Origin of the sequence: Streptococcus troglodytae, assembly GCF_002355215.1 — a bacterium.
Lineage (GTDB): Bacteria > Bacillota > Bacilli > Lactobacillales > Streptococcaceae > Streptococcus > Streptococcus troglodytae.
Window position 1 is genome coordinate 465,091 of the sequence record NZ_AP014612.1, and the last position, 24,594, is coordinate 489,684.

The 24,594-nt window shown below is 37.5% G+C and carries 22 protein-coding genes and 7 pseudogenes; 27 read left to right on the top strand and 2 right to left on the bottom strand.

Annotated elements, in window-relative coordinates; genetic code table 11:
- The first annotated feature begins 153 nt into the window (after nt 1–153).
- The 22 genes and pseudogenes from clpP (at nt 154) to nth (ending at nt 17,750) form a co-directional block, all read left to right on the top strand.
- Nucleotides 154–768: an ATP-dependent Clp protease proteolytic subunit ClpP gene (gene clpP / locus SRT_RS02475; RefSeq protein WP_255262943.1), complete on the top strand. Its 615-nt coding sequence runs from the start codon at nt 154–156 to the stop codon at nt 766–768.
- A gap of 115 nt (nt 769–883) precedes the next feature.
- Nucleotides 884–1,322: pseudogene (locus SRT_RS02480) on the top strand (YlbF/YmcA family competence regulator).
- Nucleotides 1,323–1,354: 32 nt separating this feature from the next.
- On the top strand, nt 1,355–1,576 hold the full coding sequence (locus SRT_RS02485; protein ID WP_128832922.1) for a DUF2129 domain-containing protein: 222 nt from the start codon (nt 1,355–1,357) through the stop codon (nt 1,574–1,576).
- Between the two features lie 112 nt (nt 1,577–1,688).
- Nucleotides 1,689–2,849 carry an ABC transporter substrate-binding protein gene (locus SRT_RS02490; protein WP_128832923.1) on the top strand — a complete coding sequence of 387 codons (1,161 nt, stop codon included), beginning with the start codon at nt 1,689–1,691 and terminating at the stop codon, nt 2,847–2,849.
- Between the two features lie 83 nt (nt 2,850–2,932).
- The gene (locus SRT_RS02495; RefSeq protein ID WP_002262676.1) at nt 2,933–3,802 is read left to right on the top strand and encodes a branched-chain amino acid ABC transporter permease; all 870 of its coding nucleotides are present in this window, start codon (nt 2,933–2,935) and stop codon (nt 3,800–3,802) included.
- Nucleotides 3,803–3,805: 3 nt separating this feature from the next.
- Nucleotides 3,806–4,762: a branched-chain amino acid ABC transporter permease gene (locus SRT_RS02500; RefSeq protein WP_128832924.1), complete on the top strand. Its 957-nt coding sequence runs from the start codon at nt 3,806–3,808 to the stop codon at nt 4,760–4,762.
- Complete coding sequence (locus SRT_RS02505) at nt 4,762–5,526, top strand: ABC transporter ATP-binding protein (protein ID WP_128832925.1); 765 nt, start codon at nt 4,762–4,764, stop codon at nt 5,524–5,526. Before SRT_RS02500 ends, SRT_RS02505 begins: the two co-directional genes overlap by 1 nt.
- Nucleotides 5,526–6,236, top strand: coding sequence for an ABC transporter ATP-binding protein (locus SRT_RS02510; protein WP_128832926.1), 711 nt, complete (start codon nt 5,526–5,528; stop codon nt 6,234–6,236). Before SRT_RS02505 ends, SRT_RS02510 begins: the two co-directional genes overlap by 1 nt.
- A gap of 113 nt (nt 6,237–6,349) precedes the next feature.
- Nucleotides 6,350–7,009, top strand: coding sequence for a CBS domain-containing protein (locus tag SRT_RS02515; protein ID WP_002265961.1), 660 nt, complete (start codon nt 6,350–6,352; stop codon nt 7,007–7,009).
- 76 nt (nt 7,010–7,085) lie between these two features.
- A pseudogene (gene tmk, locus SRT_RS02520) lies at nt 7,086–7,723 on the top strand (dTMP kinase).
- A 12-nt stretch (nt 7,724–7,735) separates the two neighbouring features.
- Nucleotides 7,736–8,610, top strand: a pseudogene (locus SRT_RS02525) (DNA polymerase III subunit delta').
- Entirely contained in the window at nt 8,607–9,413 is an 807-nt protein-coding gene (locus SRT_RS02530; protein WP_128832927.1) for a PSP1 domain-containing protein, read from the top strand. The pseudogene SRT_RS02525 and the gene SRT_RS02530 overlap by 4 nt, the downstream one beginning before the upstream one ends.
- On the top strand, nt 9,406–9,738 hold the full coding sequence (gene yabA / locus SRT_RS02535; RefSeq protein WP_002288723.1) for a DNA replication initiation control protein YabA: 333 nt from the start codon (nt 9,406–9,408) through the stop codon (nt 9,736–9,738). The genes SRT_RS02530 and yabA overlap by 8 nt, the downstream gene beginning before the upstream one ends.
- Nucleotides 9,739–9,743: 5 nt before the next feature.
- Nucleotides 9,744–10,610, top strand: a complete 867-nt coding sequence (gene rsmI, locus SRT_RS02540; protein ID WP_128832928.1) for a 16S rRNA (cytidine(1402)-2'-O)-methyltransferase — start codon at nt 9,744–9,746, stop codon at nt 10,608–10,610.
- A 577-nt stretch (nt 10,611–11,187) separates the two neighbouring features.
- The gene (locus tag SRT_RS02545; protein ID WP_128832929.1) at nt 11,188–12,423 is read left to right on the top strand and encodes an ammonium transporter; all 1,236 of its coding nucleotides are present in this window, start codon (nt 11,188–11,190) and stop codon (nt 12,421–12,423) included.
- Nucleotides 12,424–12,438: 15 nt separating this feature from the next.
- Nucleotides 12,439–12,780 carry a P-II family nitrogen regulator gene (locus SRT_RS02550; protein WP_128832930.1) on the top strand — a complete coding sequence of 114 codons (342 nt, stop codon included), beginning with the start codon at nt 12,439–12,441 and terminating at the stop codon, nt 12,778–12,780.
- Nucleotides 12,781–12,997: 217 nt separating this feature from the next.
- A complete protein-coding gene (gene serC / locus SRT_RS02555; protein WP_128832931.1) occupies nt 12,998–14,089 on the top strand; it encodes a 3-phosphoserine/phosphohydroxythreonine transaminase in 1,092 nt (363 codons plus the stop codon).
- 172 nt (nt 14,090–14,261) lie between these two features.
- Nucleotides 14,262–14,814: pseudogene (locus SRT_RS02560) on the top strand (GNAT family N-acetyltransferase).
- 95 nt (nt 14,815–14,909) lie between these two features.
- The gene (locus tag SRT_RS02565) at nt 14,910–16,136 is read left to right on the top strand and encodes a 3-phosphoglycerate dehydrogenase family protein (RefSeq protein ID WP_128832932.1); all 1,227 of its coding nucleotides are present in this window, start codon (nt 14,910–14,912) and stop codon (nt 16,134–16,136) included.
- Nucleotides 16,137–16,176: 40 nt separating this feature from the next.
- Nucleotides 16,177–16,671, top strand: a complete 495-nt coding sequence (locus SRT_RS02570; protein WP_128834009.1) for a methylated-DNA--[protein]-cysteine S-methyltransferase — start codon at nt 16,177–16,179, stop codon at nt 16,669–16,671.
- 37 nt (nt 16,672–16,708) lie between these two features.
- Nucleotides 16,709–17,062: an arsenate reductase family protein gene (locus SRT_RS02575; protein WP_128832933.1), complete on the top strand. Its 354-nt coding sequence runs from the start codon at nt 16,709–16,711 to the stop codon at nt 17,060–17,062.
- A 64-nt stretch (nt 17,063–17,126) separates the two neighbouring features.
- On the top strand, nt 17,127–17,750 hold the full coding sequence (nth, locus tag SRT_RS02580) for an endonuclease III (protein WP_128832934.1): 624 nt from the start codon (nt 17,127–17,129) through the stop codon (nt 17,748–17,750).
- A gap of 60 nt (nt 17,751–17,810) precedes the next feature.
- On the opposite strand, the gene SRT_RS02585 is transcribed toward nth, so the two are convergent.
- The gene (locus tag SRT_RS02585; protein WP_128832935.1) at nt 17,811–18,638 is read right to left on the bottom strand and encodes an exodeoxyribonuclease III; all 828 of its coding nucleotides are present in this window, start codon (nt 18,636–18,638) and stop codon (nt 17,811–17,813) included.
- Between the two features lie 232 nt (nt 18,639–18,870).
- Between SRT_RS02585 and SRT_RS02590 the strand changes: the two genes are divergently transcribed.
- From SRT_RS02590 to SRT_RS02600, 3 genes are all read left to right on the top strand, one after another.
- A complete protein-coding gene (locus tag SRT_RS02590; protein ID WP_128832936.1) occupies nt 18,871–19,104 on the top strand; it encodes a hypothetical protein in 234 nt (77 codons plus the stop codon).
- Nucleotides 19,105–19,233: 129 nt separating this feature from the next.
- Entirely contained in the window at nt 19,234–19,512 is a 279-nt protein-coding gene (locus SRT_RS02595) for an autorepressor SdpR family transcription factor (RefSeq protein WP_002262697.1), read from the top strand.
- Nucleotides 19,502–20,167 carry an SdpI family protein gene (locus SRT_RS02600; RefSeq protein WP_128834010.1) on the top strand — a complete coding sequence of 222 codons (666 nt, stop codon included), beginning with the start codon at nt 19,502–19,504 and terminating at the stop codon, nt 20,165–20,167. Before SRT_RS02595 ends, SRT_RS02600 begins: the two co-directional genes overlap by 11 nt.
- Before the next feature lie 95 nt (nt 20,168–20,262).
- Here SRT_RS02600 and tehB read toward each other — a convergent pair.
- A pseudogene (tehB, locus tag SRT_RS02605) lies at nt 20,263–21,143 on the bottom strand (SAM-dependent methyltransferase TehB).
- Between the two features lie 142 nt (nt 21,144–21,285).
- Between tehB and SRT_RS02610 the strand changes: the two are divergent.
- Together SRT_RS02610 and metG are read left to right on the top strand one after the other, a co-directional pair.
- A pseudogene (locus tag SRT_RS02610) lies at nt 21,286–22,086 on the top strand (hypothetical protein).
- Nucleotides 22,087–22,585: 499 nt separating this feature from the next.
- A pseudogene (metG, locus tag SRT_RS02615) lies at nt 22,586–24,594 on the top strand (methionine--tRNA ligase).

Here is a 24,594-nt window from a genome sequence, read left to right on the forward strand (position 1 = left end):
ATAAATTTTGCTTTTCGGGATTTTAAGAGGGAATTGCCGCAAGAACAGTTCAGGAGTTAAGAGCTACTTGATAGTTCCTCACTTTAAAAAAGTTGTCAAAAACCAGTGTAAATATTTGACCTTTTTTGACCAATAGGATATAATAACCCCAAGATTGAATTAAAGGAGAAATACAGTATGATTCCTGTAGTTATTGAACAAACGAGCCGTGGTGAACGCTCTTATGATATTTATTCACGTCTATTAAAAGATCGTATTATTATGTTGACTGGTCCTGTTGAAGACAATATGGCAAATTCCATTATTGCTCAGTTACTGTTTCTTGATGCACAAGATAATACCAAAGATATTTATCTTTATATTAATTCACCGGGTGGTTCTGTTTCAGCAGGCCTTGCTATTGTTGATACCATGAACTTTATTAAGTCTGATGTTCAGACAATTGTCATGGGTATTGCTGCTTCCATGGGAACAATCATCGCGTCTAGCGGTGCTAAAGGAAAACGTTTTATGTTACCAAATGCAGAATATCTTATCCATCAGCCAATGGGCGGTACAGGCGGTGGCACACAGCAGTCTGATATGGCTATTGCTGCCGAACAATTGCTTAAAACACGCAAAAAATTAGAAAAGATTCTATCAGATAATTCTGGAAAAACAGTAAAACAAATTCATAAGGATGCTGAACGTGATTATTGGATGGATGCTAAGGAAACATTAAAGTATGGTTTCATCGATGAAATCATGGAAAATAATGAATTAAAATAAGTAGGAGAAGCTGAGTTATAATGACTCGGCTTTTTGAGTTGAGTAGGGAAATTATGATTTTTCTGAAAAAAGATAACAAACAAAACGGGAAATCATTTTTTGTTATAATAGAAATATGTTAAAAATTAACAGTCAATTATTTGCAATTGAAGATGCTCTTGATGATCTTGTGGTTACTTTTTAAATTTGGAAGTGGTCAGGACGTACAAAGCGGCTCAAAAAGCATTTCTAGCTGATAAAAATTTGCAAAAAGAAATTAGTAATTTTCAACATTTTAATGAAGATTACAATGATCAAAAAACTTTTATTAAATACCGTCCGGAAATAAGGCAATTGAGGCGAAAGATGTTTGAAAAAAACGTCAGCTTGATTTGAACGAAAAAGTTATTGCACTTCGCAGAGCTGAAGTGGATTTACAGGAGGTTCTGGCCAAAATTTCTCAAAAGATAGCAGAGTCTGTTTCACCGGATGTTTTCGTAGATACGGGTTTGCCGCTAGCACCGCATAAACCACCTCACAAAAAAGGATATGGCAATAATATTAAGGAAAAATAAGAGAAAATGTTTGAAAAGAAAAAAGATTAGGCCTGATTGTTTATCTTTATTATAATCGTGATGCCAGAAAGCTTAATAAGTATGGCAACGTCGTTTACCATTCTCGGCGAATGCGTTATTCAGTACTTTATATTGCTCAAGATGAAACTGATAAAATCATTGAAGAGATTGGTGCTCTTAAGTTTGTCAAAAAGGTTCTTCCGTCTTATATTGATACGATTGATCAAAATTTCGTAGGCAGTTTAATGCGCTAGAAAGGCATCTATAAAAATAAGGAAATATGCTTGACAATATTCAGATAATTCAGTATTCTTATTGATGACTAATATTTAAGATAAATTTAAGGAGAAAACATATGAAGAAAAAATAGCTCTAGCAGCTCTTTCTTTTGTTAGTGCAGCTGTTCTTGCAGCTTGCGGCTCAGCACCTGGTGGTTCATCAGATGCAGCTGGTAATAAAATCGGAGATACCGTAAAAATTGGTTACAATCTTGAATTATCAGGAGATGTAGCCGCTTATGGACAGGCTGAAAAGAATGGTGCTAACCTTGCTGTTGAAGAGATTAATAAGGCAGGCGGCATTGACGGTAAAAAGATTAAAGTTATCTCAAAAGATAATAAATCTGATAACGGTGAAGCATCAACAATCTCAACTAATCTTGCTACCCAAAGTAAAGTAAATGCTATCTTGGGACCAGCAACATCCGGTGCTACAGCGGCTGCTGCTCCCAATGCCAACGATGCTGCAGTACCACTCGTAACGCCTTCTGGAACACAAGATAATTTGACCTATTCAAAAGGCAAAGTTCAAGATTACATCTTCCGTACAACTTTTCAAGATAGCTTCCAAGGTAAGATCATTGCAAAATATGCAACAGATAATTTGAAAGCTAAAAAAGTAGCGCTTTACTATGATAAGTCAAGCGATTATGCCCAAGGTATTGCTGATGCATTCAAAAAAGCATATAAAGGAAAGATTACTGTTGAAGATACCTTTCAAGCTAAAGATCAAGATTTCCAAGCAGCTCTGACCAAGTTTAAAAATAAGAACTTTGATGCTATTGTGATACCAGGTTATTATACTGAAACTGGTTTGATTACAAAGCAAGCACGTGATATGGGGCTTACCCAACCTATCTTAGGACCTGATGGTTTTAATGATGAAAAATATGTTGAAGGTGCTGGTGCAGCCAATACCAATAATGTCCATTATGTGTCTGGTTACTCAACAAAAGTTGCTTTAACAAATAAGGCTGAAAAATTCCTGAAAGATTATAAGGCTAAATATGGTGAAGAACCAAATATGTTTGCAGCTCTTGCTTATGATTCCGTTTATATGATTGCTGATGCTGCAAAAGATGCCAAAACATCTAAGGATATTGCAACAAGCCTAGCTAAATTGAAAAACTTTAAAGGTGTGACAGGTAAAATGACAATTGATAAGAAACATAATCCTGTTAAATCTGCTGTTATGGTTGGTCTTAAAGATGGCAAAGAAGACACAGCTACTGCTGTTGAAGCAAAATAAAGACAGAATAGGTCTGAAACAATGAACATCTGGGGAACGTTTCCCCAGATATTATTTATTTATAGAAAGTTTGGTAAAATAATATGCTCCAACAACTTATTAATGGTCTTATCTTAGGGAGTGTCTATGCGCTGTTAGCCCTTGGTTATACCATGGTTTATGGAATTATTAAGTTAATTAACTTTGCCCATGGAGATATTTATATGATGGGAGCCTTTATTGGTTATTTTCTTATTACAAAATATCATATGAATTTCTTTGTGGCTCTTGTGCTGACGATGGTTCTAACAGCTATCTTGGGGGTCGTGATTGAATTTCTGGCTTATCGTCCTTTGCGGAATTCGACACGTATCGCTGCCTTGATTACTGCCATTGGCGTTTCTTTTTTTCTCGAATACAGTATGGTTCGTTTAGTTGGTGCCAATAAACATGCTTTTCCCCAAACTCTTGCCACAGTGAAATACAATTTAGGTCCTGTTAGTGTAACCAATGTACAACTCATCATTTTGGGAGTCTCTATTTTCTTGATGTTGGCTTTGCAGTTTATTGTTCAAAAAACTAAAATGGGTAAAGCCATGCGTGCCGTTTCAGTTGACAGTGATGCTGCGCAGTTGATGGGAATCAATGTTAATAGTACTATCAGTTTTACCTTTGCTTTAGGTTCTGCACTTGCTGGTGCTGGCGGTGTCTTGATCGGACTTTATTATAATTCTGTTGATCCACTGATGGGAATGGTTCCCGGTATTAAAGCCTTTGTCGCTGCTGTTTTAGGCGGTATCGGTATTATTCCAGGTGCAGCTGTCGGAGGTTTTATGATTGGTCTTTTAGAGACGTTTTCTGTTTCTATCGGTCTTGCAAGTTACAAGGATGCAGTTGTCTATGCAGTGCTTATCATTATCCTTTTAGTAAGACCAGCTGGTATTTTAGGAAAAAATGTGAAAGAGAAGGTGTAAGCAATGAAAAAAAATCTAAAAGCAAATATAACTTGGCTTGCCCTAGTCCTTGTCATCTTTTTCCTTCTTTTTGGACTTATTAGTGCTGGTATCATAGATGTTTACTATACTCAAATTCTTATGGGAATTGGGATTAGTATTATTATGGCACTCGGAACCAACTTAGTTCTTGGCTTTTCTGGACAGCTCTCTCTTGGACAAGCTGGCTTTATGGCCATTGGTGCTTATGCAACTGCTATTTTAACAACTCAAAATCCTACCTATGCAGGTTTTTATTTGTCCATTATTGTCGGTATGATAGTGACTGCAACGGTCGCCTTGGTTGTTGGGATTCCAACACTTCGTTTGAAGGGGGATTACTTAGCTATTGCAACTCTTGGTGTAGCTGAAATTATCCGTAAACTGATTGAAAATGGTGGTGATTTGACTAATGGTTCTAGGGGAATTATGGGAATTCTCAAATACACCACTTGGCCAGTCGTCTTTGTTTTCGTTGTTTTGATCACCATTTTTGTGTTAAATTATCTGAGGAGTCCTATGGGAAGAGAAGTACTTGCGGTTCGTGAAGACGAAATTGCAGCAGAAGCTATGGGTGTGAATACGACAAAAATTAAGGTACTCACTTTTATGATTGCTGCAGTAATTTCCAGTATTGCAGGTTCCCTTTATGTCGGTTATATTGGTACAGTCGCTCCTAAAGATTTTACCATTATGAAATCAATTGATTTTCTTATTGTGGCTGTTCTTGGCGGACTTGGCTCAGTAACGGGAACTATTGTAGCTGCTGTTGTTTTGGGTATCCTCAATATGTTCTTGCAAAATGTATCAGATATCCGTATGATTATCTATTCATTAGCTTTAATTTTGGTTATGGTCTTTAGACCAGGTGGTCTTTTAGGAACATGGGAATTCAGTTTTTCAAAACTGTTCGCTAAAAAAGCTAAGGAGGGCAACAAATAATGGCACTTCTTGATGTAAAAAATTTAACAAAAAATTTCGGCGGTCTGACAGCTGTTGGTGATGTTACTCTGAATCTCAATGAGGGAGAATTAGTCGGCCTGATTGGTCCTAATGGGGCGGGTAAGACTACACTTTTTAATTTATTGACAGGTGTCTATGAACCAAGTGAGGGAAGTGTAGAACTTGACGGTACTCTTTTAAATGGGAAGGCACCTTATAAGATTGCTTCTTTAGGCCTATCTCGTACTTTCCAAAATATTCGTCTCTTTAAGGATATGACCGTTATCGAAAATGTTTTAGTCGGTATGGGAAATACGCGCAATCCTCATCTCTTTTCGAGTTTTCTGCGCTTACCAAGCTTTTATTCAAATGAAACAGAATTACAGGAAAAAGCTGTTGAGCTTCTAAAAATATTCAACTTGGATGACAAGGCTGATACTTTGGCTAAAAATCTTCCTTATGGCCAGCAGCGGCGCTTGGAAATTGTGCGTGCACTGGCTACTAAGCCCAAGATCCTCTTTTTAGATGAGCCAGCTGCAGGGATGAACCCTCAAGAAACGGCTGAATTAACCGAATTAATTCGTCAAATCAAAGAAGAGTTTAATATTACTATCATGTTAATTGAACACGACATGAGTCTTGTTATGGATGTTACTGAACGTATTTATGTTCTGGAATACGGACGTCTCATTGCTCAGGGAACACCAGAAGAAATTAAACATAACAAACGCGTAATTGAAGCTTATCTAGGAGGTGAAGCCTAATGGCGATGTTAAAAGTTGAGAATTTATCTGTTCATTATGGTGTTATCCAAGCAGTCAAGGATGTGTCTTTTGACGTCAATGAAGGGGAAGTTGTTTCTCTTATTGGTGCCAATGGTGCTGGCAAGACCTCTATTTTACGAACTATTTCGGGTTTGGTGCGTCCAAGTTCAGGGGAAATTAATTTTTTAGGAAATGACATTCAAAAGGCTGCAACTCGAAAAATTGTAGCTTCTGGTCTGTCTCAAGTCCCAGAAGGGCGACATGTTTTCCCTGGTTTAACAGTCTTAGAAAATTTAGAGATGGGAGCTTTTTTGAGCAGTAACCGTGAGGAAAATCTAGTACGCTTGAAAAGAGTGTTTGAACGTTTCCCGCGCTTGGAAGAGCGTAAAAATCAAGATGCAGCAACTCTTTCTGGCGGTGAGCAGCAAATGCTTGCCATGGGGCGTGCTCTCATGAGTCAGCCTAAGCTGCTTTTGCTTGATGAGCCATCTATGGGATTGGCACCAATTTTTATCCAAGAAATTTTTGACATCATTCAAGATATTCAAAAGCAAGGGACAACAGTGCTTTTGATTGAACAAAATGCTAAGAAGGCCCTGTCAATTGCAGATCGTGGCTATGTTTTGGAAACTGGAAAGATTGTTCTTTCAGGTACAGGCAAAGAATTATTGGCTTCTGATGAAGTTCAAAAAGCTTATTTAGGTGGATAAAAAGAAAGAGTGGCAGAATAAGAATTGGCACATTCGTTTTCTGCTACTTTTTATCAATTAAAGTGCTAATGACTTGAATATGCTATAATGAAAGAAAAGAGTGAGGTTTTATTATGCCAGTAAAGGATTTTATGACAAGGAGAGTTGTTTATATTTCTCCAGATACAACTGTAGCCAAGGCGACAGATATCATGCGTGAGAAAAATTTGCGCCGTCTTCCGGTTATTGAAAATGATGTTTTAGTTGGTTTGCTGACTGAGGGAACTATCGCTGATGCTAATCCATCTAAGGCAACGAGTCTTTCTATTTATGAAATGAACTATCTTTTAAATAAGACCAAAGCCCGTGATGTTATGATTAAAGATGTTATTACGGTTTCAAAAGATGCTCGTTTAGAAGATGCGATTTATATTATGATGAAGCATAAAATTGGTGTCTTGCCTGTTGTTGATGGCAATCAGATGTCAGGTATCATCACTGATAAAGATGTTTTTCGTGCTTTTTTGGAAGTTTCTGGTTATGGTAAAGAGGGGATCCGGATAAGACTTTTAGCTGACGATAAAGTTGGTATTTTAGAACAGGTTGTAAAAGATATTTCTGATGAAAAGCTCAATATTAAGCGGATTGTTGTTGCTGGACGTCGGGAAGATAAGGTTATCATTGAGATTCAGATTGATGGTAGATTTACCAGTGAATCTCTAAAACAAAAACTGCTTAATCAGGGCTTTACAATTGAGTCTATTGAACAGACTGAAAGAAAGACTGATTTTTAATTGGTTCTGCCATTTGGCAGTGCCTTTTTTTCATATTTTTGGTAAAATAGAAATAATCACAATTAAAGGAAATCTAATGACAAAGGGAATTTTTATTTCATTTGAAGGACCAGATGGAGCTGGAAAGACGACAGTTTTAGAGGCTATTTTACCTCAATTAAAAAAACTTGTTGCAAAAGAGGTTATCACAACACGCGAACCCGGTGGTGTTGCTATTGCAGAAAGTATTCGGAATCTTATTCTTGATGTTAATCATACTAATATGGACGATAAAACAGAATTACTTCTTTATATTGCGGCTCGTCGTCAGCATTTGGTTGAGAGGATTTTACCTGAGTTGAAAAAGGCAATCTTGTTCTTGTAGATCGTTTTATTGACAGTTCTGTTGCTTATCAAGGCTATGGAAGAGGACTTGATGCTGATGCAGTTACGTGGCTGAATGACTTTGCAACAGATGGTTTGCAGCCAGATCTAACGCTTTATTTTGACGTTGATTCGCAGATTGGACTTTCTCGAATTGAAAAGAATAAAGAGCGTGAAGTCAATCGACTTGATTTAGAACAATTAGATATGCATCGCCGTGTACGTTCAGGTTATTTGAAATTGGCTCAGGAAAATCCTGATCGGATTGTTACCATTGATGCGGCTCGTCCTTTGGAAGAAGTTATTACTGATGCATTATTTATAATCAAACAAAGATGTTTAGAAAAGTAAGAAATAATTAATATGGGATTAGAAAAGCTACAGCCTAAAATTTTTCAAGAATTTCAGCGAATTTTACAATCTGGCAAGCTGAGTCATGCTTATTTGTTTTCCGGGGATTTTGCTAGTTTTGAAATGGCTGTCTTGCTTGCTCAGAGCCGTTTTTGTGACAGTCCTGTTGATGCTCTTCCTTGTGGGCAGTGCCGCCCCTGCCGGTTAATTGCTGAAAATGATTTTTCGGATGTTAAAGTCATTGAACCTGAAGGGCAAATGATTAAAACAGCAACGATCCGTGATTTGCTGCGTGAATTTTCCAGTTCAGGATTTGAAGGACGGTCACAGGTTTTTATTATTCGTGATGCTGATAAAATGCATACTAATGCTGCTAATAGCCTGCTAAAGTTTATTGAAGAACCACAAAGTGATTCTTATATGATTTTACTGACTCAAGATGAGAGTAGAATATTGCCTACGATCAAAAGTCGCACTCAAATTTTCTATTTTCCCAAGAATAAGGATTATTTAAGCCAACAGTTAGAACAGGAAGGACTGCTCAAAAGCCAAGCAGAAATACTAGCGGATCTATCTAAAGATCCGACACAAGCAAAAGAATTTGCACAAAATAATAAATTGCTGGACTTGTTAAAAGCCTGTGAACGTTTTATCGCTATCTTATTTGACAGTAAAGATCTTGCTTATTTAGAAGTGTCACGGTTGGTTCAGCTAGCTAGCGAAAAATCCGAACAGGAATGGGTTTTTCAATTGTTAACTTTCTTTTTATCAAAAATTATGATAAAAGGGAAACTTTAAGTTATTTAGAAGCTATTTATCAAGCCAAAAAAATGTGGTTTAGTAATGTAAGTCTTCAAAATGCACTGGAATATATGGTGATAACATGATAGAAGTAATTGGTATCAAATACGAAGAAACGGATAGCATTAGTTATGTACTGCCTGATCAAACCTATCAAAAGGATGATTTTCTTGTCGTTCAGAATCGTAAGGGAAGCCGTTTAGCACAAGTCGTTCAGGCAAATTTTGCTATGTCAGCCAACAAGGTTCCAGACATAGAGCAAATAGATAAAGTGTTGAGGAAGGCAGAACAAGCAGATATTGAGACTTATCAGAACAATTTAATTTTAGCGGAAGAAAGTTTTGCTAAGGTTAATGCACTTATCCAAAAAAATCAATTAGAAATGAAATTGATTGATATTGTTTTTCCTTTGGAACGTCGACAAGTCTTGATTACCTTTGTTGCAGAGCATCGTGTTGATTTTCGTCAGCTCTTAAAAGATTTGGCCAATTTTTTTAAAGCAAGGATTGAATTACGCCAAATCAACAGTCGTGAAGAAAGTAAAATTTATGGCGGTCTGGGTCCGTGCGGCCGTGCTCTTTGTTGCTCAAGTTTTCTTGGCGAGTTTCCGCCGGTTTCTATCAAAATGGCAAAGAATCAAAACTTATCTCTGAATTCTGGGAAAACAACAGGAGTCTGTGGCCGTCTTATGTGCTGTTTAAGTTTTGAAGATGATTTTTATCGTGAATCCAAAGAAAAATTTCCTGATTTAGGCACTAAGGTCGATACTCAAAATGGCCAAGGTATTATTGCTGGTATTGATGTTATTTCTGAAACTGTTAAGGTTCGTTTTGAAGAAACTCCTGGTCTTTTGACCTATGCATTAGAGGAGGTCAAGGTCAATGGATAAAAAAGACTTATTTGATGTTTTTGATGGTTTTTCACAAAATTTGATGGAAACTTTGGCTGAAGCAGAAGCCTTAAAGAAACAAGTGCAGAATTTAGTGGAGCAAAATGCGGCTTTACGTTTGGAAAATGATAAGCTGAGAGACCGTCTTAGCCATTTTAGTCAGATGGAAGAAAGTGATCCTAGCAGTAAGGCAATTAGTTCTAGAAAAGAAAACCTTGAAAACATTTATGAAGATGGTTTCCATATTTGCACTTTCTTTTATGGACAAAGACGAGAAAATAATGAGGATTGTGCTTTCTGTATGGAATTGTTGTATCGAGAGTAGGTTTTATGCAAGTACAAAAAAGTTTTAAAGGACAAACAGCTTATGGGAAGCTTTATCTCGTTCCAACTCCTATTGGGAATCTTCAAGATATGACTGTTAGAAGTATTGCTATTTTAAAAAAGGTTGATTATATTGCTGCAGAAGACACTCGCAACACAGGACTATTGCTGAAACACTTTGATATTTCAGCCCGTCAACTTAGTTTTCATGAACATAATGCCTTTGAAAAAATTCCTGATCTTTTGAAGCTCTTGAAATCTGGAAACTCTTTGGCTCAAGTATCTGATGCGGGTTTGCCAAGTATTTCTGATCCTGGATATGATTTGGTGCAGGCAGCTATTCAAGAAGATATAGCAGTTATAGCACTTCCGGGAGCTTCGGCTGGCATTACTGCTCTTATTGCTAGCGGTTTAGCTCCTCAGCCTCATATTTTTTATGGTTTTTTACCACGCAGATCTGGTCAACAAAAGTCTTTTTTCGAGGAGAAAAAGCATTACCCAGAAACTCAAATTTTTTATGAATCGCCTTATCGGGTTCAGGAAACTTTAGAAAATATGCTGGCTGTCTATGGTGATAGACAGCTAGTACTGACTAGGGAACTAACCAAAATTTATGAAGAATATCAAAGAGGAAAGATTTCAGAAATCTTATCTTATATTGCAGAAAATCCTCTTAAGGGAGAATGTCTCTTACTGGTATCTGGCTATGATCAGCAAGAAAAGGAGCAGCAGGCCAGTGAAGCTGAACTAAAACATTTGGTTGAAGGTTTAGTTAAAGAAGGGATGAAACCTAATCAAGCTATCAAAAAAGTAGCTAGAGAGAATGATTTCAATCGTCAAGAACTATATCAACTCTATCATGAATTACAGTGAGGCTGGGACAAAAGTTCTGTCTCTTTACATTGCTCTAGGCTTACCAGATTAATGCAGTAGTTGATTGGCAGATCTTATCTGGGGCGCAATCTCATTTTCAGGCGCCCCTTTAAACAGTCCACTGGACTGTTTAAGGACCACGCAAGTGATAGCTCCAACAGTTTAGGGAACTGTTGGAGAGTATCCAATCCTATGAACACCAGTTCATGTCAATGCCTAATCAACCGTGCGGAGGTGGGATAGAAATCGCGGTTTTATCATGATTTACCGATTTTTGTCCCACTCTCTTTTTCTTTGAGTAGTAGTACGTCTCGCTCTGTGAGTTGCAAAATTAATAAACTATCGATTGATAAGAGTCATGATTAGATAGAAATGTTAAAAAACATAACATAGGATGAAAAAAGATAAATACTCATTGGGAATAGTTGAAAGAAGCTTTAGTTCCTTAATACTATAATGTTTTAAAATGACATAAGATGTTATATTCTCTGAATTTTTAGAAAATTTCGCCGAAAAATCTTTTGATTTCCTGAAAAATATGTTATATTATATAACATAAAAGGAGGTGCTGATAGATATGGATTCAGGATCGATAGCATTTATTATGATTTGTTCTGCGCTTGTTTTTTTAATGACACCGGGTTTAGCCTTTTTCTATGGAGGCTTGGGGCGTCGCAAGAATGTCATCAATACGATGATGATGGCAGTTGTGCCGCTTGCTTTGGCCTCGATTTTGTGGGTAGTTGTAGGTTATTCCTTATCTTTTAGTGGTGTTGGAAAAGTATTTGGTAACTTCTCACATGTCTTTTTGAATGGTGTGAAGGAGGGAGCAAGTAGTAGAGGGTTAACGATACCAGATACCTTATTTTCTGGTTTTCAAATGATGTTTTCTATCATTACGGTAGCTATTTTGACAGGTGCTGTTGCAGGAAGAATGCGTTTTACTCCTCTAGTTATTTTTATTATCTTTTGGTTGCTTTTAGTTTATTATCCCTTTGCACACATGGTTTGGGACGATGGCCTATTAGCGAAATGGGGGACGCTTGACTTTGCCGGTGGTGATGTTGTCCATATTACATCGGGAGTTTCAGGACTGGTATTAGCTTTGGTAGTCGGCAAACGTCGCGATTATGACCGTTTAGAATATCGTCCACATAATATTCCTTTTGTTCTTTTGGGAGCAGGTCTACTATGGTTTGGTTGGTTTGGGTTTAATGCAGGTTCCGCGTTAGCTGCTAATGGTTTAGCTGTTCATGCTTTGTTGACAACTCATGTTTCAGCTGCCGCTGCTATGTTTTCATGGTTGTTGCTTGAAAAGTATTTAAATGGAAAGCCTTCCTTAGTAGGCGGTTCAACTGGTTTAGTAGCAGGTTTAGTTGCTATTACACCAGGAGCAGGCTTTGTGTCCTTATGGAGCTCTTTGTTGATAGGACTTATGGTTAGTCCTTTATGCTATTTTGCCATCGCTGTGTTGAAAAGTAAATTTGGTTATGATGATGCCCTAGATGCTTTTGGCTGTCATGGTATAGGTGGTATTTTTGGAGGGATTGTAACAGGACTTTTTACAACGCCTCATCTGGCTTTAGATAAATCCAATATTGGTCTTATTTATGGTAATGCGAGGTTATTTTTAGTTACTCTGGCAGCTATTCTTTTTACGGTTATTTGGTCAGCTCTGATTAGTTTTTTAATTATAAAAGTTATTGCCTTTTTCATGCCAATTCGTGTCAGTGATAGAGCAGAAGCTACTGGACTTGACGATGAAGAGCATGGAGAAACTGCTTATCCAACCTTTATGGGACTTGATTCTTAGGAGAAAGGAAGTATCATGAAAAAAATAGAAGCTATTATTCGCTCTGATAAATTAGAAGATTTAAAAGCAGCCTTGGTCCAGTCAGGTTTTAGCAAAGGAATGACTATTAGCCAAGTTCTAGGATTTGGGAATCAACGAGGTTATGCGGAATATGTTCGTGGTCAAAAAATCACTCCGACACTCTTAGCTAAAGTGAAAGTTGAAATTGTTGCTCATGATACAGCAGTCGAAGAAATGATTACGATCATTAGTCAAGCAGTGAGGACAGGAGAAGTTGGTGATGGCAAGATCTTTGTTAGTCCAATTGATAAAATTATTAGAATTCGTACAGGAGAACGTGATGGTGATGCCATTTAAGTTACCTGTCTTTGCTATTAATATTGCTGCTCAAAGAAAGATTTAAGCTTTTTGATAAGTACATCCTAAAGATAAGTTAAGCTTTTCGTTTTAGGATGTGCTTTTTTGAAAAACAAATTTTTGAGGTATGAATTTTAAAAACCTGTCTTTAAATGAAATTAGTTTACAAAATTCTGAAAATTTGTGATATAATTTACTTACTTTAAGGAGGTATCAGATGACAATTTATAATTTTTCTGCAGGTCCTGCAGTCTTGCCAAAACCAGTTCTTGAAAAAGCTCAGACTGAATTTCTAGATTACAATCATTCTGGCATGAGTGTTATGGAATTATCTCATCGTTCCAAAGATTTTGATGACATCATTAAAGATGCCGAAAAATTACTTCGTGACTTGATGGCCATTCCTGATAATTACAAGGTCATGTTCTTGCAAGGCGGAGCTTCGACACAATTCTCCATGCTACCTCTAAACCTTGCACAAGGACGTAAAGCTTACTATGTGGTTGCAGGATCTTGGGGGAAAAAGGCTTATGCAGAAGCCATCAAATTGTCCCAAACGATTCCTTTTGAGCCGATTCTGTTGGCTTCATCAGAAAAAACGACTTATGATCATATTCCAGAAATTGATTCTGCAAAAATTGATAAAGATGCTGCTTATGTGCATATTACAACCAATAATACGATTGAAGGGACTTCTATCTATGATCTTCCTGAAACGCATGGTGTACCAATCGTAGCCGATATGTCTTCTAATATTTTGGCTGTCCGTTACAATGTAGAAGATTTTGGTCTTATTTATGCGGGAGCACAAAAGAATATTGGACCTGCTGGGGTTACGATTGTTATTGTTCGTGAAGATTTACTCAATGACGAGCCTGTTCTTTCTAGCATGTTAGATTATCGTATTCAGGCTGAAGCCGGTTCGCTTTATAATACACCACCAACCTATGGTATTTATATTGCTAAACTTGTCTTTGAATGGCTTAGAGAACTTGGTGGCGTTGATGAAATGGAAAAAATCAATCGTGAAAAATCAGGCTTTCTTTATGATTTCATTGAACAGTCAGATTTTTATACCAGTCCCGTCAAGAATCCTAAAGATCGCTCAGTAGCCAATATCCCATTTGTGACACCATCTAAGGATTTGGATGCTAAATTTGTCAAGGAAGCTGATGCGCTTGGCTTCAAGAATATCAAAGGTCACCGCAGTGTCGGCGGTATGCGTGCCAGTCTTTACAATGCCTTTCCACGTCAAGGTGTTTTAGATTTGATTGCCTTCATGAAGAAATTTGAATCAGAAAACAAATAGTGCTTTCCATATATTTGATACTCGAAGAAAATCAAAAACAGGTGAGGGAGTTAAGATGCCATTGAGTGTGTTCAATCAAAACTAACGAACGATTATTTTGGTTTTCAATGAGATTTACCTTTTTGAAGCAACTTTGATATCATGATAAAAACAAATAGAGGAAGGCAATATAATGGAAATTAGACAAGCTTTTCCTAATGAAGTTGAAGCAGTGATGGCAGTCCTCAATTCTGCCAAGCAATTTTTAGCAGAATCAGGATCTAGCCAGTGGCAAGGTGAAAATGGTTACCCCAACGAAGATGATGTCTTTGATGACATTTTGCAGGGGCAGGCTTATGTGGCGGTTGTTGATGGACAGATTGTAGCTTATGCTGCGGTCCTTGATAGTCAAGAGCCTGCCTATGCCAAGATTTATGATGGCAAATGGCAGCACAATAACTATCGTTATATCACCATCCATCGTCTAGCTGTCTTGCGAGATTTTGCGGGTCAAGGGATTGCTCAGACTTTCTTGCAGGGTCTAATTGAAGGTCAGGCTGGTCCAGATTTCCGTATTGATACGCATGAAAAGAACAAAGTTATGCGGCATATCGTTGAAAAATTAGGCTTTGTCTATTGTGGTAAAGTTTTAATAGAGGTGAGCGTTTAGCTTATCAAAAATTAAACAGCATAATGAAAAAGCTCTCTATCAAGAAATTGATGAAGCAGATCATCATGGATTTTAGTTCTTAAATTCATGATGATCTGCTAGTACGTAGAGCTAATTAATAGGTTAGAAAGAGGGACCTGAGACAGCTTAGATCCCATTGGTGAATGAAAAATGGTCTATAGTGTTAAAACCTTTAATAATATTAATCAAATCGGTTTGAAAGAACTTGGCAATAAGTTTCAAATAGATGGAGATTTATCGGAAAATCCAGATGCTTATATTATTCGCAGTCAGAATTTACATGGGGTTGATTTTCCTAAAAATCTGAAAGCTGTTGCACGCGCAGGTGCTGGAACAAATAATATTCCGATTGCTGAAGCGACAGAAGCAGGTATTGTTGTTTTCAACACTCCTGGTGCTAATGCCAATGCTGTCAAGGAAGCAGTGATTGCTTCTCTTCTCTTTTCAGCGCGTGATTATATTTCAGCGAATGGCTGGGTTAATACTTTAACAGGTGATGATGTCCCTAAACAAGTTGAAGCTGGGAAAAAACAATTTGCAGGCAGTGAAATTGCTGGAAAAACCTTAGGAATTATTGGTCTAGGTGCTATTGGTGCTCGTATTGCTAATGATGCCCGTCGTTTAGGAATGAATGTTCTTGGTTATGATCCTTATGTTTCCATTGAAACTGCTTGGAATATTTCCAGTCATGTTAAGCGTGTCAATGATTTAAAAGATATTTTTGAGAATAGTGATTATATTACCATCCATGTTCCTTTAAATGATGAAACTAAAAATACTTTTAATGCTGATAGTTTTGCTCTTATGAATAAAGGGACAACTATTATCAATTTTGCCCGTGGTGAATTGGTTGATAATGAAGCGTTGTTTGAAGCACTTGAAACAGGTACTGTTAAACGCTATATCACAGACTTTGGTACTGAAGCATTATTAAATAAGAAGGGAATCACTGTCTTTCCACACGTGGGAGGGTCAACTGAGGAAGCTGAACTTAATTGTGCTATTATGGCTGGTAAGACGATTCGTCGTTTTATAGAGACAGGAGAAATTACTAACTCTGTCAATTTTCCAAATATGCACCAAGCTTTAACCGCACCTTATCGAATTACCTTAATTAATAAAAATGTTCCTAATATTGTAGCCCGTTTGTCAACTGCAGTTTCTAATTTAGATATCAATATCGCCAATATTTTGAACCGTTCAAAAGGAGATTATGCCTATACTATTTTGGATCTTGATGAAACAGATAAGGCAAAAATTGATGACCTAGTTGCTAATTTTGAAGCGAGCGACAATATTGTTCGTGTACGCTTAATCAAGGGCAAAAATAAGATGATATATACTAAGATGAGGGTGGAGAGCAGTTTTAATCATTGACTGTTTGCGCCCTTTTTATAGCTGAAAAGGAGGAAAAATGATGGTCCTTTACAAGCAGATTTATCATTCTCCTTTGGGAGATTTATCTCTTGTTGCAAATAATCAGGGTCTAATTGGCGCTTGGTTCCTTAATCAAAAATATTTTGAACGAGGATTGGAAGGAGAAACAGTCATAGAACAAACAAATACTATCTTAGATCAAGCCAAACAGTGGCTAGATGCTTATTTTGCTGGGGAAAATCCTAATATGGTAAAGTTTCCTTTGAATCCACAGGGGACTGCTTTTCAAAAGCGCGTCTGGCAGGCCTTGTCTGAAATCCCTTGGGGACAGGTTAGAGCTTATGGAGATATTGCCCAAAAAATAAACTGCCTTTCTGCCCGAGCTATTGGTGGAGCAGTTAGTCGCAATCCGTTAAGTATCATTGTTCCTTGTCACCGTGTCCTTGGTGCTGCCAATCAAATGACAGGTTATGCTGGCGGTATTGATAAAAAGATTTGGTTATTAGAGCATGAAGGCTTTAAAGTTGACAAGTAATCTATCTTTGCTAAGATAAATTTGAAAGGAGAATGATATGCTGACATTTTACGAATATCCTAAATGCAGTACTTGTCGCCGTGCCAAAGCGGAATTAGACGATTTGGCTTGGGATTATGATGCTATTGATATTAAAAAGAATCCTCCTGCAGCTAGTCTGATAAAAAATTGGCTAGAGAACAGCAGTTTGGAGTTTAAGAAGTTTTTCAACACTTCAGGACAATCTTATCGTGCTCTGGGATTGAAAGATAAACTTCATCAATTGAGTCTTGATGAAGCAGCTAACCTATTAGCCAGCGATGGCATGCTCATCAAACGCCCGCTTTTAGTAAAAGAGGGTAAAATAGTGCAAGTAGGTTATCGAACAGCCTATAAAGATCTTGACTTTTAAAGTTGGGATTTTTTCTTTCCTTTCTTTTTCATGCTATAATAAGTTCAAGGAGAATTTGACAATTATGGTTTTATCAAAAAAACGTGCTCGTAAAGTATTAGAAGAAATTATTGCGCTTTATCCAGATGCTGTTCCTAGCCTAAATTTTAAAAATCATTTTGAGTTGTTAATTGCTGTTATTTTATCAGCTCAGACAACAGATGCAGCAGTTAATAAAGTGACCCCTGCTTTATTTGCAGCTTATCCCGGACCAAGGGAAATGGCCAAGGCTGACTTAAAAGATCTTGAATCCTATATTTCTCAGATTGGACTCTATCGGAATAAGGCGAAATTTTTAAAAGAATGTTCCCAACAGTTAGTCAAGCATTATAATGGTCAGGTGCCTCATACGAGAAAAGAGTTAGAAACTCTGTCTGGTGTTGGTCGCAAGACAGCTAATGTTGTCATGAGTATCGGTTTTGGCATCCCTGCCTTTGCGGTAGATACTCATGTCAGTCGTATTTGCAAGCATCATAATATTGTGAAATCATCGGCAACCCCTTTAGAAGTAGAAAAGCGTGTGACAGAGGTTCTTCCGTCCGAAGAATGGCTGCCAGCTCACCAAGCTTTGATTTACTTTGGACGGGAAGTTTGCCATCCCAAAAATCCTGAATGTCAAAAGTATCCGCAATTGTATGAATTCGATTGAGCTATTTAGTCCTAATAAAAAACTCTGCAATGAGGCTATTTCTCTTGCAGAGTTTTTTGTTTATAAATCAATATTCAGCAGAATAGGGGTATGGTCTTGACGAGTTCCTGAATCAATCATTTCAGATTTGAGAATTTTATCGCTTAGTCGATTGCTGGTTAGCCAATAGTCAATTCTCCAGCCTGAATTGTTAATCTTGCTGGTCTTGCTGCGTTGAGCCCACCAGCTGTAAACATTAGGCACATCCCCATGAATATAGCGGAAAGTGTCAGTAAAGCCTTGTTCCAATAAATGAGTAAAACCAGCCCGTTCTTCATCTGTAAAGCCTGGTGAACGGCGATTGGAAGAAGGATGAGCGAGATCAATTTCCTTGTGGGCAACATTATAGTCGCCTGTTGCCAGAACAGGTTTTTGCTTATCTAATTGAGCCAGATAAACGGCATACTTTTCATCCCAAATTTGACGATCATCAAGGCGTTTAAGGCCATCACCAGCATTTGGTGTATAAACCTGAGTAACAAAGAAATCATCAAATTCTAAGGTGATGATACGCCCTTCGTCATCCATGGTTGCAGGAGCGCCGATTTCTGGATAGGTGATGGTAGGTTGCAAGCTTGATTTGTAGAGAAACATGGTTCCAGCATAACCTTTACGCGCAGGCTCCACTGAAGAACGCCAAACAACATCATAGTCGGGGAAATAATCCTTGAGAATACGCAAATGTTTTTTCGTGGGACCTTTGGCAGATAGCTTTGTCTCCTGAATAGCCAAGATATCAGCATCTTGTTCCATAAGTGTGTCCAGAACAGCACGTGAAAGTAAAGCACGCGCAGAATCACTGGTCAAGGCAGCGTTGAGGGAATCGATATTCCATGAGATAAGTTTCATTATTAAGATATTAAGTCCATCCAGTAAGTGAGCGGCATTGGAAAAGCAAGATTATGGGTCTGCACACCAACTGATCCATCTAAATACTCAGACTGTAGGACGGCTTTCTCCCTTTCTAGTCTTGTCTTTTATTTGTCATGCTTTTATTTTATCAAAAATGGCTGAACAAGCGAGTTTGGGGTTTGTAAAAAGACAGTTAGGGTGTATAATATACTAACAAAAGGAGATAAAAATGGTGAGACTTCTATTACCTATCATTATATTAGTTTTCTTTATTTGGTACCTCATCAGAATTCTTCGTCTTTGGGGCAAGCAGTCGGTAGATGAACCTTTGTGGATACCTAAAAAAATTGGTGTGGGAGTTAGCTTAAATCTAAGGAATACGCTTGGCTTTTGGATAAGTTTGCTTTTTACACTTACTATGCTTATTATCCTTATTGTCTTGATAGCATCTTACTTTTGGTAGAAAGTGAGTGAGAATATTAGGTTTTCTTTTTTGAAAACTATTTAGAAAAAAGTCTAAATAGTTGTTGCGGTTTATAGCAAAAGTGCTATAATCTATTTAGAAATATTTCTAAATATTTAAGGAGTTATTATGGGGTTTGCTGAAACATTTAAGGCTTTGTCAAATCCAATTCGACGCGATATTCTAGATTTACTAAAGTTGGGGCAATTATCAGCTGGTGAAATTTCTAGTCATTTTGAACTAGCGGGAGCTACTATTTCGCACCATCTTAGTGTCTTGAAAAAGGCAGATTTGGTACGAGAAACACGAGAGAAGAACTTTATTTACTATGAACTCAATACCTCGGTTTTGGAAGATATGATGGTCTGGTTGGCTGATTTGAAAGGAAATACGCATGATGAAGATTGATAAAAAATTATTAGTGTTGACAAGTTTGATTATTCTGCTGCCTGTCTTGTTAGGTTGTTTCTTTTGGTCACAGCTGCCAAAAACGATAGCGACGCATTTTGATCTATCAGGTCAAGCTAATGGCTTTAGTAGTCGTTTGTTTGCTGTTTTTGGACTTCCGTTTTTTCTCTTGTTGCTTCATTGGTTTTGTCTCTTTATGACCAGCAAGGATCCAAAAGCCAATAATGTTAGCTCTAAAATGCGTCGTCTGATTTATTGGATTATTCCTATGGTATCTTGTTTTGTGATGATTTCGATTTATGGACAGGCTTTTGGCTACATGATTAATCATGCTCTGATAGCTAATCTTCTTATAGGACTCCTGTTGATTACTATTGGTAATTATATGCCAAAAACCCGTCGCAATTACACCATAGGCATTCGTCTGCCATGGACTTTGGATAATGATGAAAATTGGAACAAAACTCATCGATTGGCTGGTAAACTTTGGGTTGGCGGGGGTGTCCTTATTTTCATCAATGCCTTTGTTCAAATCGCCATTTTGCAGGTGTTTGTCATAGTTTTAGCAGTTATGATTGTACTGCCCATTCTTTATTCATTTATCCTAAATCAAAAGAAAAAGTATAGGAAATTGATTTTACAATCACTGTGTTAAACTGAAACCACTGCACAATAAAAAGCAGAACACTTTGAACATACTTTTTCTGTCTACTGGGCAAAGAGCAGTTCACTTTTGTTCTAGCTTTTTTGTTATTTCACCTTTTTGGCCAACAAGGTAGCAAATTGCATTTGTAGGCGATTGCCATTGGTATCGGTTTTATGAAGCTGCCCCAAATCTTCATTATATTTAATCAGATGCCATTCTTTATAATAATCTTTAAGTTCCCCCTTCTTAAAAGTAAAAGGAAAGGGAATGGGACAAGGATAGGATTTGGTATCCATAGCACAAACGATAAGATTATAACCGCCAATAGCAGTATGTTTTTGCATATCTTTGATAATATCTGATACAACTGGTCTATTTAAGAACATAAAAACTACTGTTGATAGAATAAAATCATAGGTCTCTTGCAAATTTGCTGTATTGATGTCGTACCAGTTAATTTTGCTTGGTAGATTTTCTTCATTGGCTATATTTTTCAGATGAATAAGACTTTGTTCATTGGTATCAACAGAAGTGACATCATGTCCTAACATGGTCAAATAGAGAGAATTACGTCCTTGACCGGATCCAAGGTCTAGTATTTTACTGTTTTCTTTTAAATAAGGTGCCGAGAAAAGGACTTCTGAATGTGTCTTTGTCATCCCATATTTTTTGTTAAAATAATCTCCCTTTTGACAGTAAAGGGTAAGGTAACATTCCAAATCATTAGAAGCAGCTTCAATTTTATAGCAAACTTGAGGTTGGATAAAGGGCGTTTGGGAATCCTTATCAAACGTCAGCTTTTCTAAAACATGCTCATCTTTATCAAAAAATAAACATCAAGTTTTCCAGAAAGGATAGTTAACTGTTCCCACGTTCCGACTTTAGTGTTGCGTGGGTTTAAAAGTGTTTTTGGGATGCTATTGGCAGTCCAATTAGGAAGACGTTTATAAGCCAGCAGCATATTTGTATTTCTGTTAGGCATCATAGTTCTTCTGTTTTTCATTTGAATTTTATTATAGCACAAGTTTTTGAACTATGCCTAGTCTAACGTTTTTAAATTAAAGCCAAAAAACTCCTTAAATTATGGTAGAATAGATTATGTAATAAAAAGTATTGAGGAGATTAACATGAATCAAAACGAGTGGTTAAATCAATTTCGTTCTGTAAATGGCCGTGAGCCAAGTCAAGAAGAGCTTCAGGAAGCTTTCCAAAGAGGAGAATTCAGCCAAACAGTTCCAGCAGCAAAGAGAAAATAAAGACCTCTACCATTGTTATCATTAGTGTGGTAAGTGTTCTTGCTGCTTTATTGTTGATTGCAGGAGGAGGTACTGTTTATTACTATGTTTCTGGGAATGCAGACGGTGTTTGGGAAAATACGGACTCTTCCTATTACAGTTCTAAGAAACATCGTTGGGTTAATGCAACTAGAGAAAATGAGCAAAATAATTTTGAAGATGAGACATTCTTAGATATTAAAAAGAATTCGGTAAAAACTTATAGTTACTATGTTGCCAAAAATTCTGAAGACTTTACATCAACTAGCAGCTATAGTCATATCCGATCAATGTATAAGACAAATATTTGGCAAAGAAAATTTGATCTGAGTATTACGCAAGCTGAATATATGAAAGACATCAAGAAATATATCAATAACTTTTTCAAAACACAGTACACCTCTGACCAAGATTTAAAAGAGCTTCAAGATAATTATAAAAAGACCTATAAAGAAATTAAAAAGGAAAAGTAACTTATCAAAGAAAGGGCAATCAACTAATCATTAAAACTTACAATAAAAAGGTAGATTAACAGAAAAAGATGTTTATACTAAACGAACAGGAAAAGCAGTGACGAAGTTATATCACAATTATCGTAAAGCAGAAAAAGCTGAACGTGCACGGTTAGATAAATTAAATGCAATGTCTTATTAAAGAACAAAAAACAATTTTTAATGATATTGCCGTTTTAAACTTTAATTGATAAAGACTAGGGATCAATGGTCAAACAGTTCAAAAGGTTGGATAACCAGCTTTTTGAGGCCTGTACAGATGTCCTGGTCTTTTTATGACTAGCTTATTTACCGTATTTACAATAAACAAATAACTTAGAGAGATATAGAATCAATGATTGTAGTCACAAAGATTAGTTAGATTTTAAAGCTCGGTAATCCTTTACCATAAAAGGACGGAAAATGGTAAGTTCTTTTTCAAAGCTTGTGAAATATGCTATAATGAAGTGTTATCAATTTAGGGGTCTCATTTGCCTCAAAGGAGAAAGGAATTAAAACCGAACGGAAAGCAAGAAGTTTCAGGTAATGTATCGTTTATTGAAACTTCAATGAAATAAAGCTTGGAGCAGCTTGTCTAGGAGACAAAACTCTCTAGTATTTCTTCATTCTGACCGCTTTTTCCACGTTCTTGGTAATTTAGTATGACTGAAAAACAACCATTTTACATTACAACACCGATTTATTATCCATCTGGAAAACTCCATATTGGATCTGCCTATACAACCATTGCTTGTGATGTCTTGGCTCGCTATAAGCGTATGATGAATCATGACGTTTTTATTTGACTGGACTTGATGAGCACGGTCAAAAGATTCAGCAAAAGTCTGAAGAAGCTGGCATCACACCGCAGGAGTATGTGGACAGTATGGCGGTTGGTGTTAAGGAACTTTGGAAACTTCTTGACATCTCTTATGATAAATTTATCCGCACGACAGATAATTACCATGAAAAAGTTGTGGCTGATGTTTTTGAAAAATTACTAGCGCAGGGGGATATTTACTTGGGTGAATACTCAGGTTGGTATTCTGTTTCTGACGAGGAATTTTTCACCGAAAGCCAATTAGAAGAAGTCTTCCGTGATGAAGACGGTAAAGTTATCGGTGGGATTGCACCATCAGGTCACGAAGTGGAATGGGTCTCAGAAGAATCTTATTTCCTTCGTCTCAGTAACTACGCTGATCGTCTAGTAGATTTTTTCCATGCTCATCCTGATTTTATCCAGCCAGATGGCCGAATGAACGAGATTATCAAAAATTTCATTGAGCCCGGTTTAGAAGATTTAGCAGTTTCGCGTACCTCATTTACATGGGGCGTTAAAGTACCTTCAAATCCTAAACACGTCGTTTATGTTTGGATTGACGCTCTCCTTAACTATGCAACAGCACTTGGTTATGGTCAAGATGACCATGCCAACTTTGATAAATTCTGGAATGGGACAGTCTTCCACATGGTTGGCAAAGACATTTTACGTTTCCACTCAATTTACTGGCCTATTATGCTTATGATGCTGGACTTGAAGATGCCAGAGCGCCTGATTGCCCATGGCTGGTTTGTCATGAAAGATGGCAAAATGTCCAAGTCTAAAGGAAATGTCGTTTACCCAGAAATGCTGGTTGAACGTTATGGATTGGATCCGCTTCGCTATTATCTCATGCGTAGTCTTCCAGTCGGTTCTGATGGCACTTTTACGCCAGAAGATTATGTTGGTCGCATCAACTATGAACTTGCCAATGACCTCGGCAACCTCCTCAACCGTACCGTTGCCATGATTAACAAGTATTTTGGTGGTGAGATCCCTGCTTATGTAGAAAATGTGACTGACTTTGACGCTGATTTAGCAGCAGTAGTTGCTGATAATTTGGCACAATACCACAAGCACATGAATGCTGTGGACTATCCACGCGCTCTTGAAGCGGTTTGGACTATCATTTCTCGTACGAACAAGTATATCGATGAAACAACTCCTTGGATATTGGCCAAGGACGATACTAAACGCGATCAATTGGCAGCAGTCATGGCACATTTAGCAGCAAGTCTGCGTGTGGTGGCACACCTCATTCAGCCATTTATGATGACCACATCAAATGCTATCATGGAACAACTCGGTTTGGCTGGCCAATTTGATTTAGAAAGCCTTGAATTTGCAGGACTTCCCACAGGTATCAAAGTGATTGCCAAAGGCACACCAATCTTCCCGCGCCTTGATATGGATGAAGAAATTGCTTACATCAAAGAACAAATGGGTAACAGCTCTGCTATGGCCCAAGAGGAAGAAAAGGAATGGGATCCAACAGCAGTCGAGCTCAAAAACGAGAAGAAAGCTATTAAATTTGACGACTTTGATAAGGTGGAAATCCGTGTGGCTGAGGTCAAGGAAGTGTCCAAAGTTAAAGGGTCTGACAAGCTTCTCAAGTTCCGCTTGGACGCAGGTGATGGTGAAGACCGCCAAATCCTCTCAGGAATCGCGAAATTTTATCCAAGCGAGCAAGACTTAGTTGGTAAGAAGCTTCAAATTGTTGCCAACCTTAAACCACGTAAGATGATGGGCTTGGTCAGTCAAGGTATGATTCTTTCAGCTGAACATGCTGACGGGAAACTTACCGTATTGACGGTAGATTCTTCAGTACCGAATGGTAGTCGGATTGGGTAA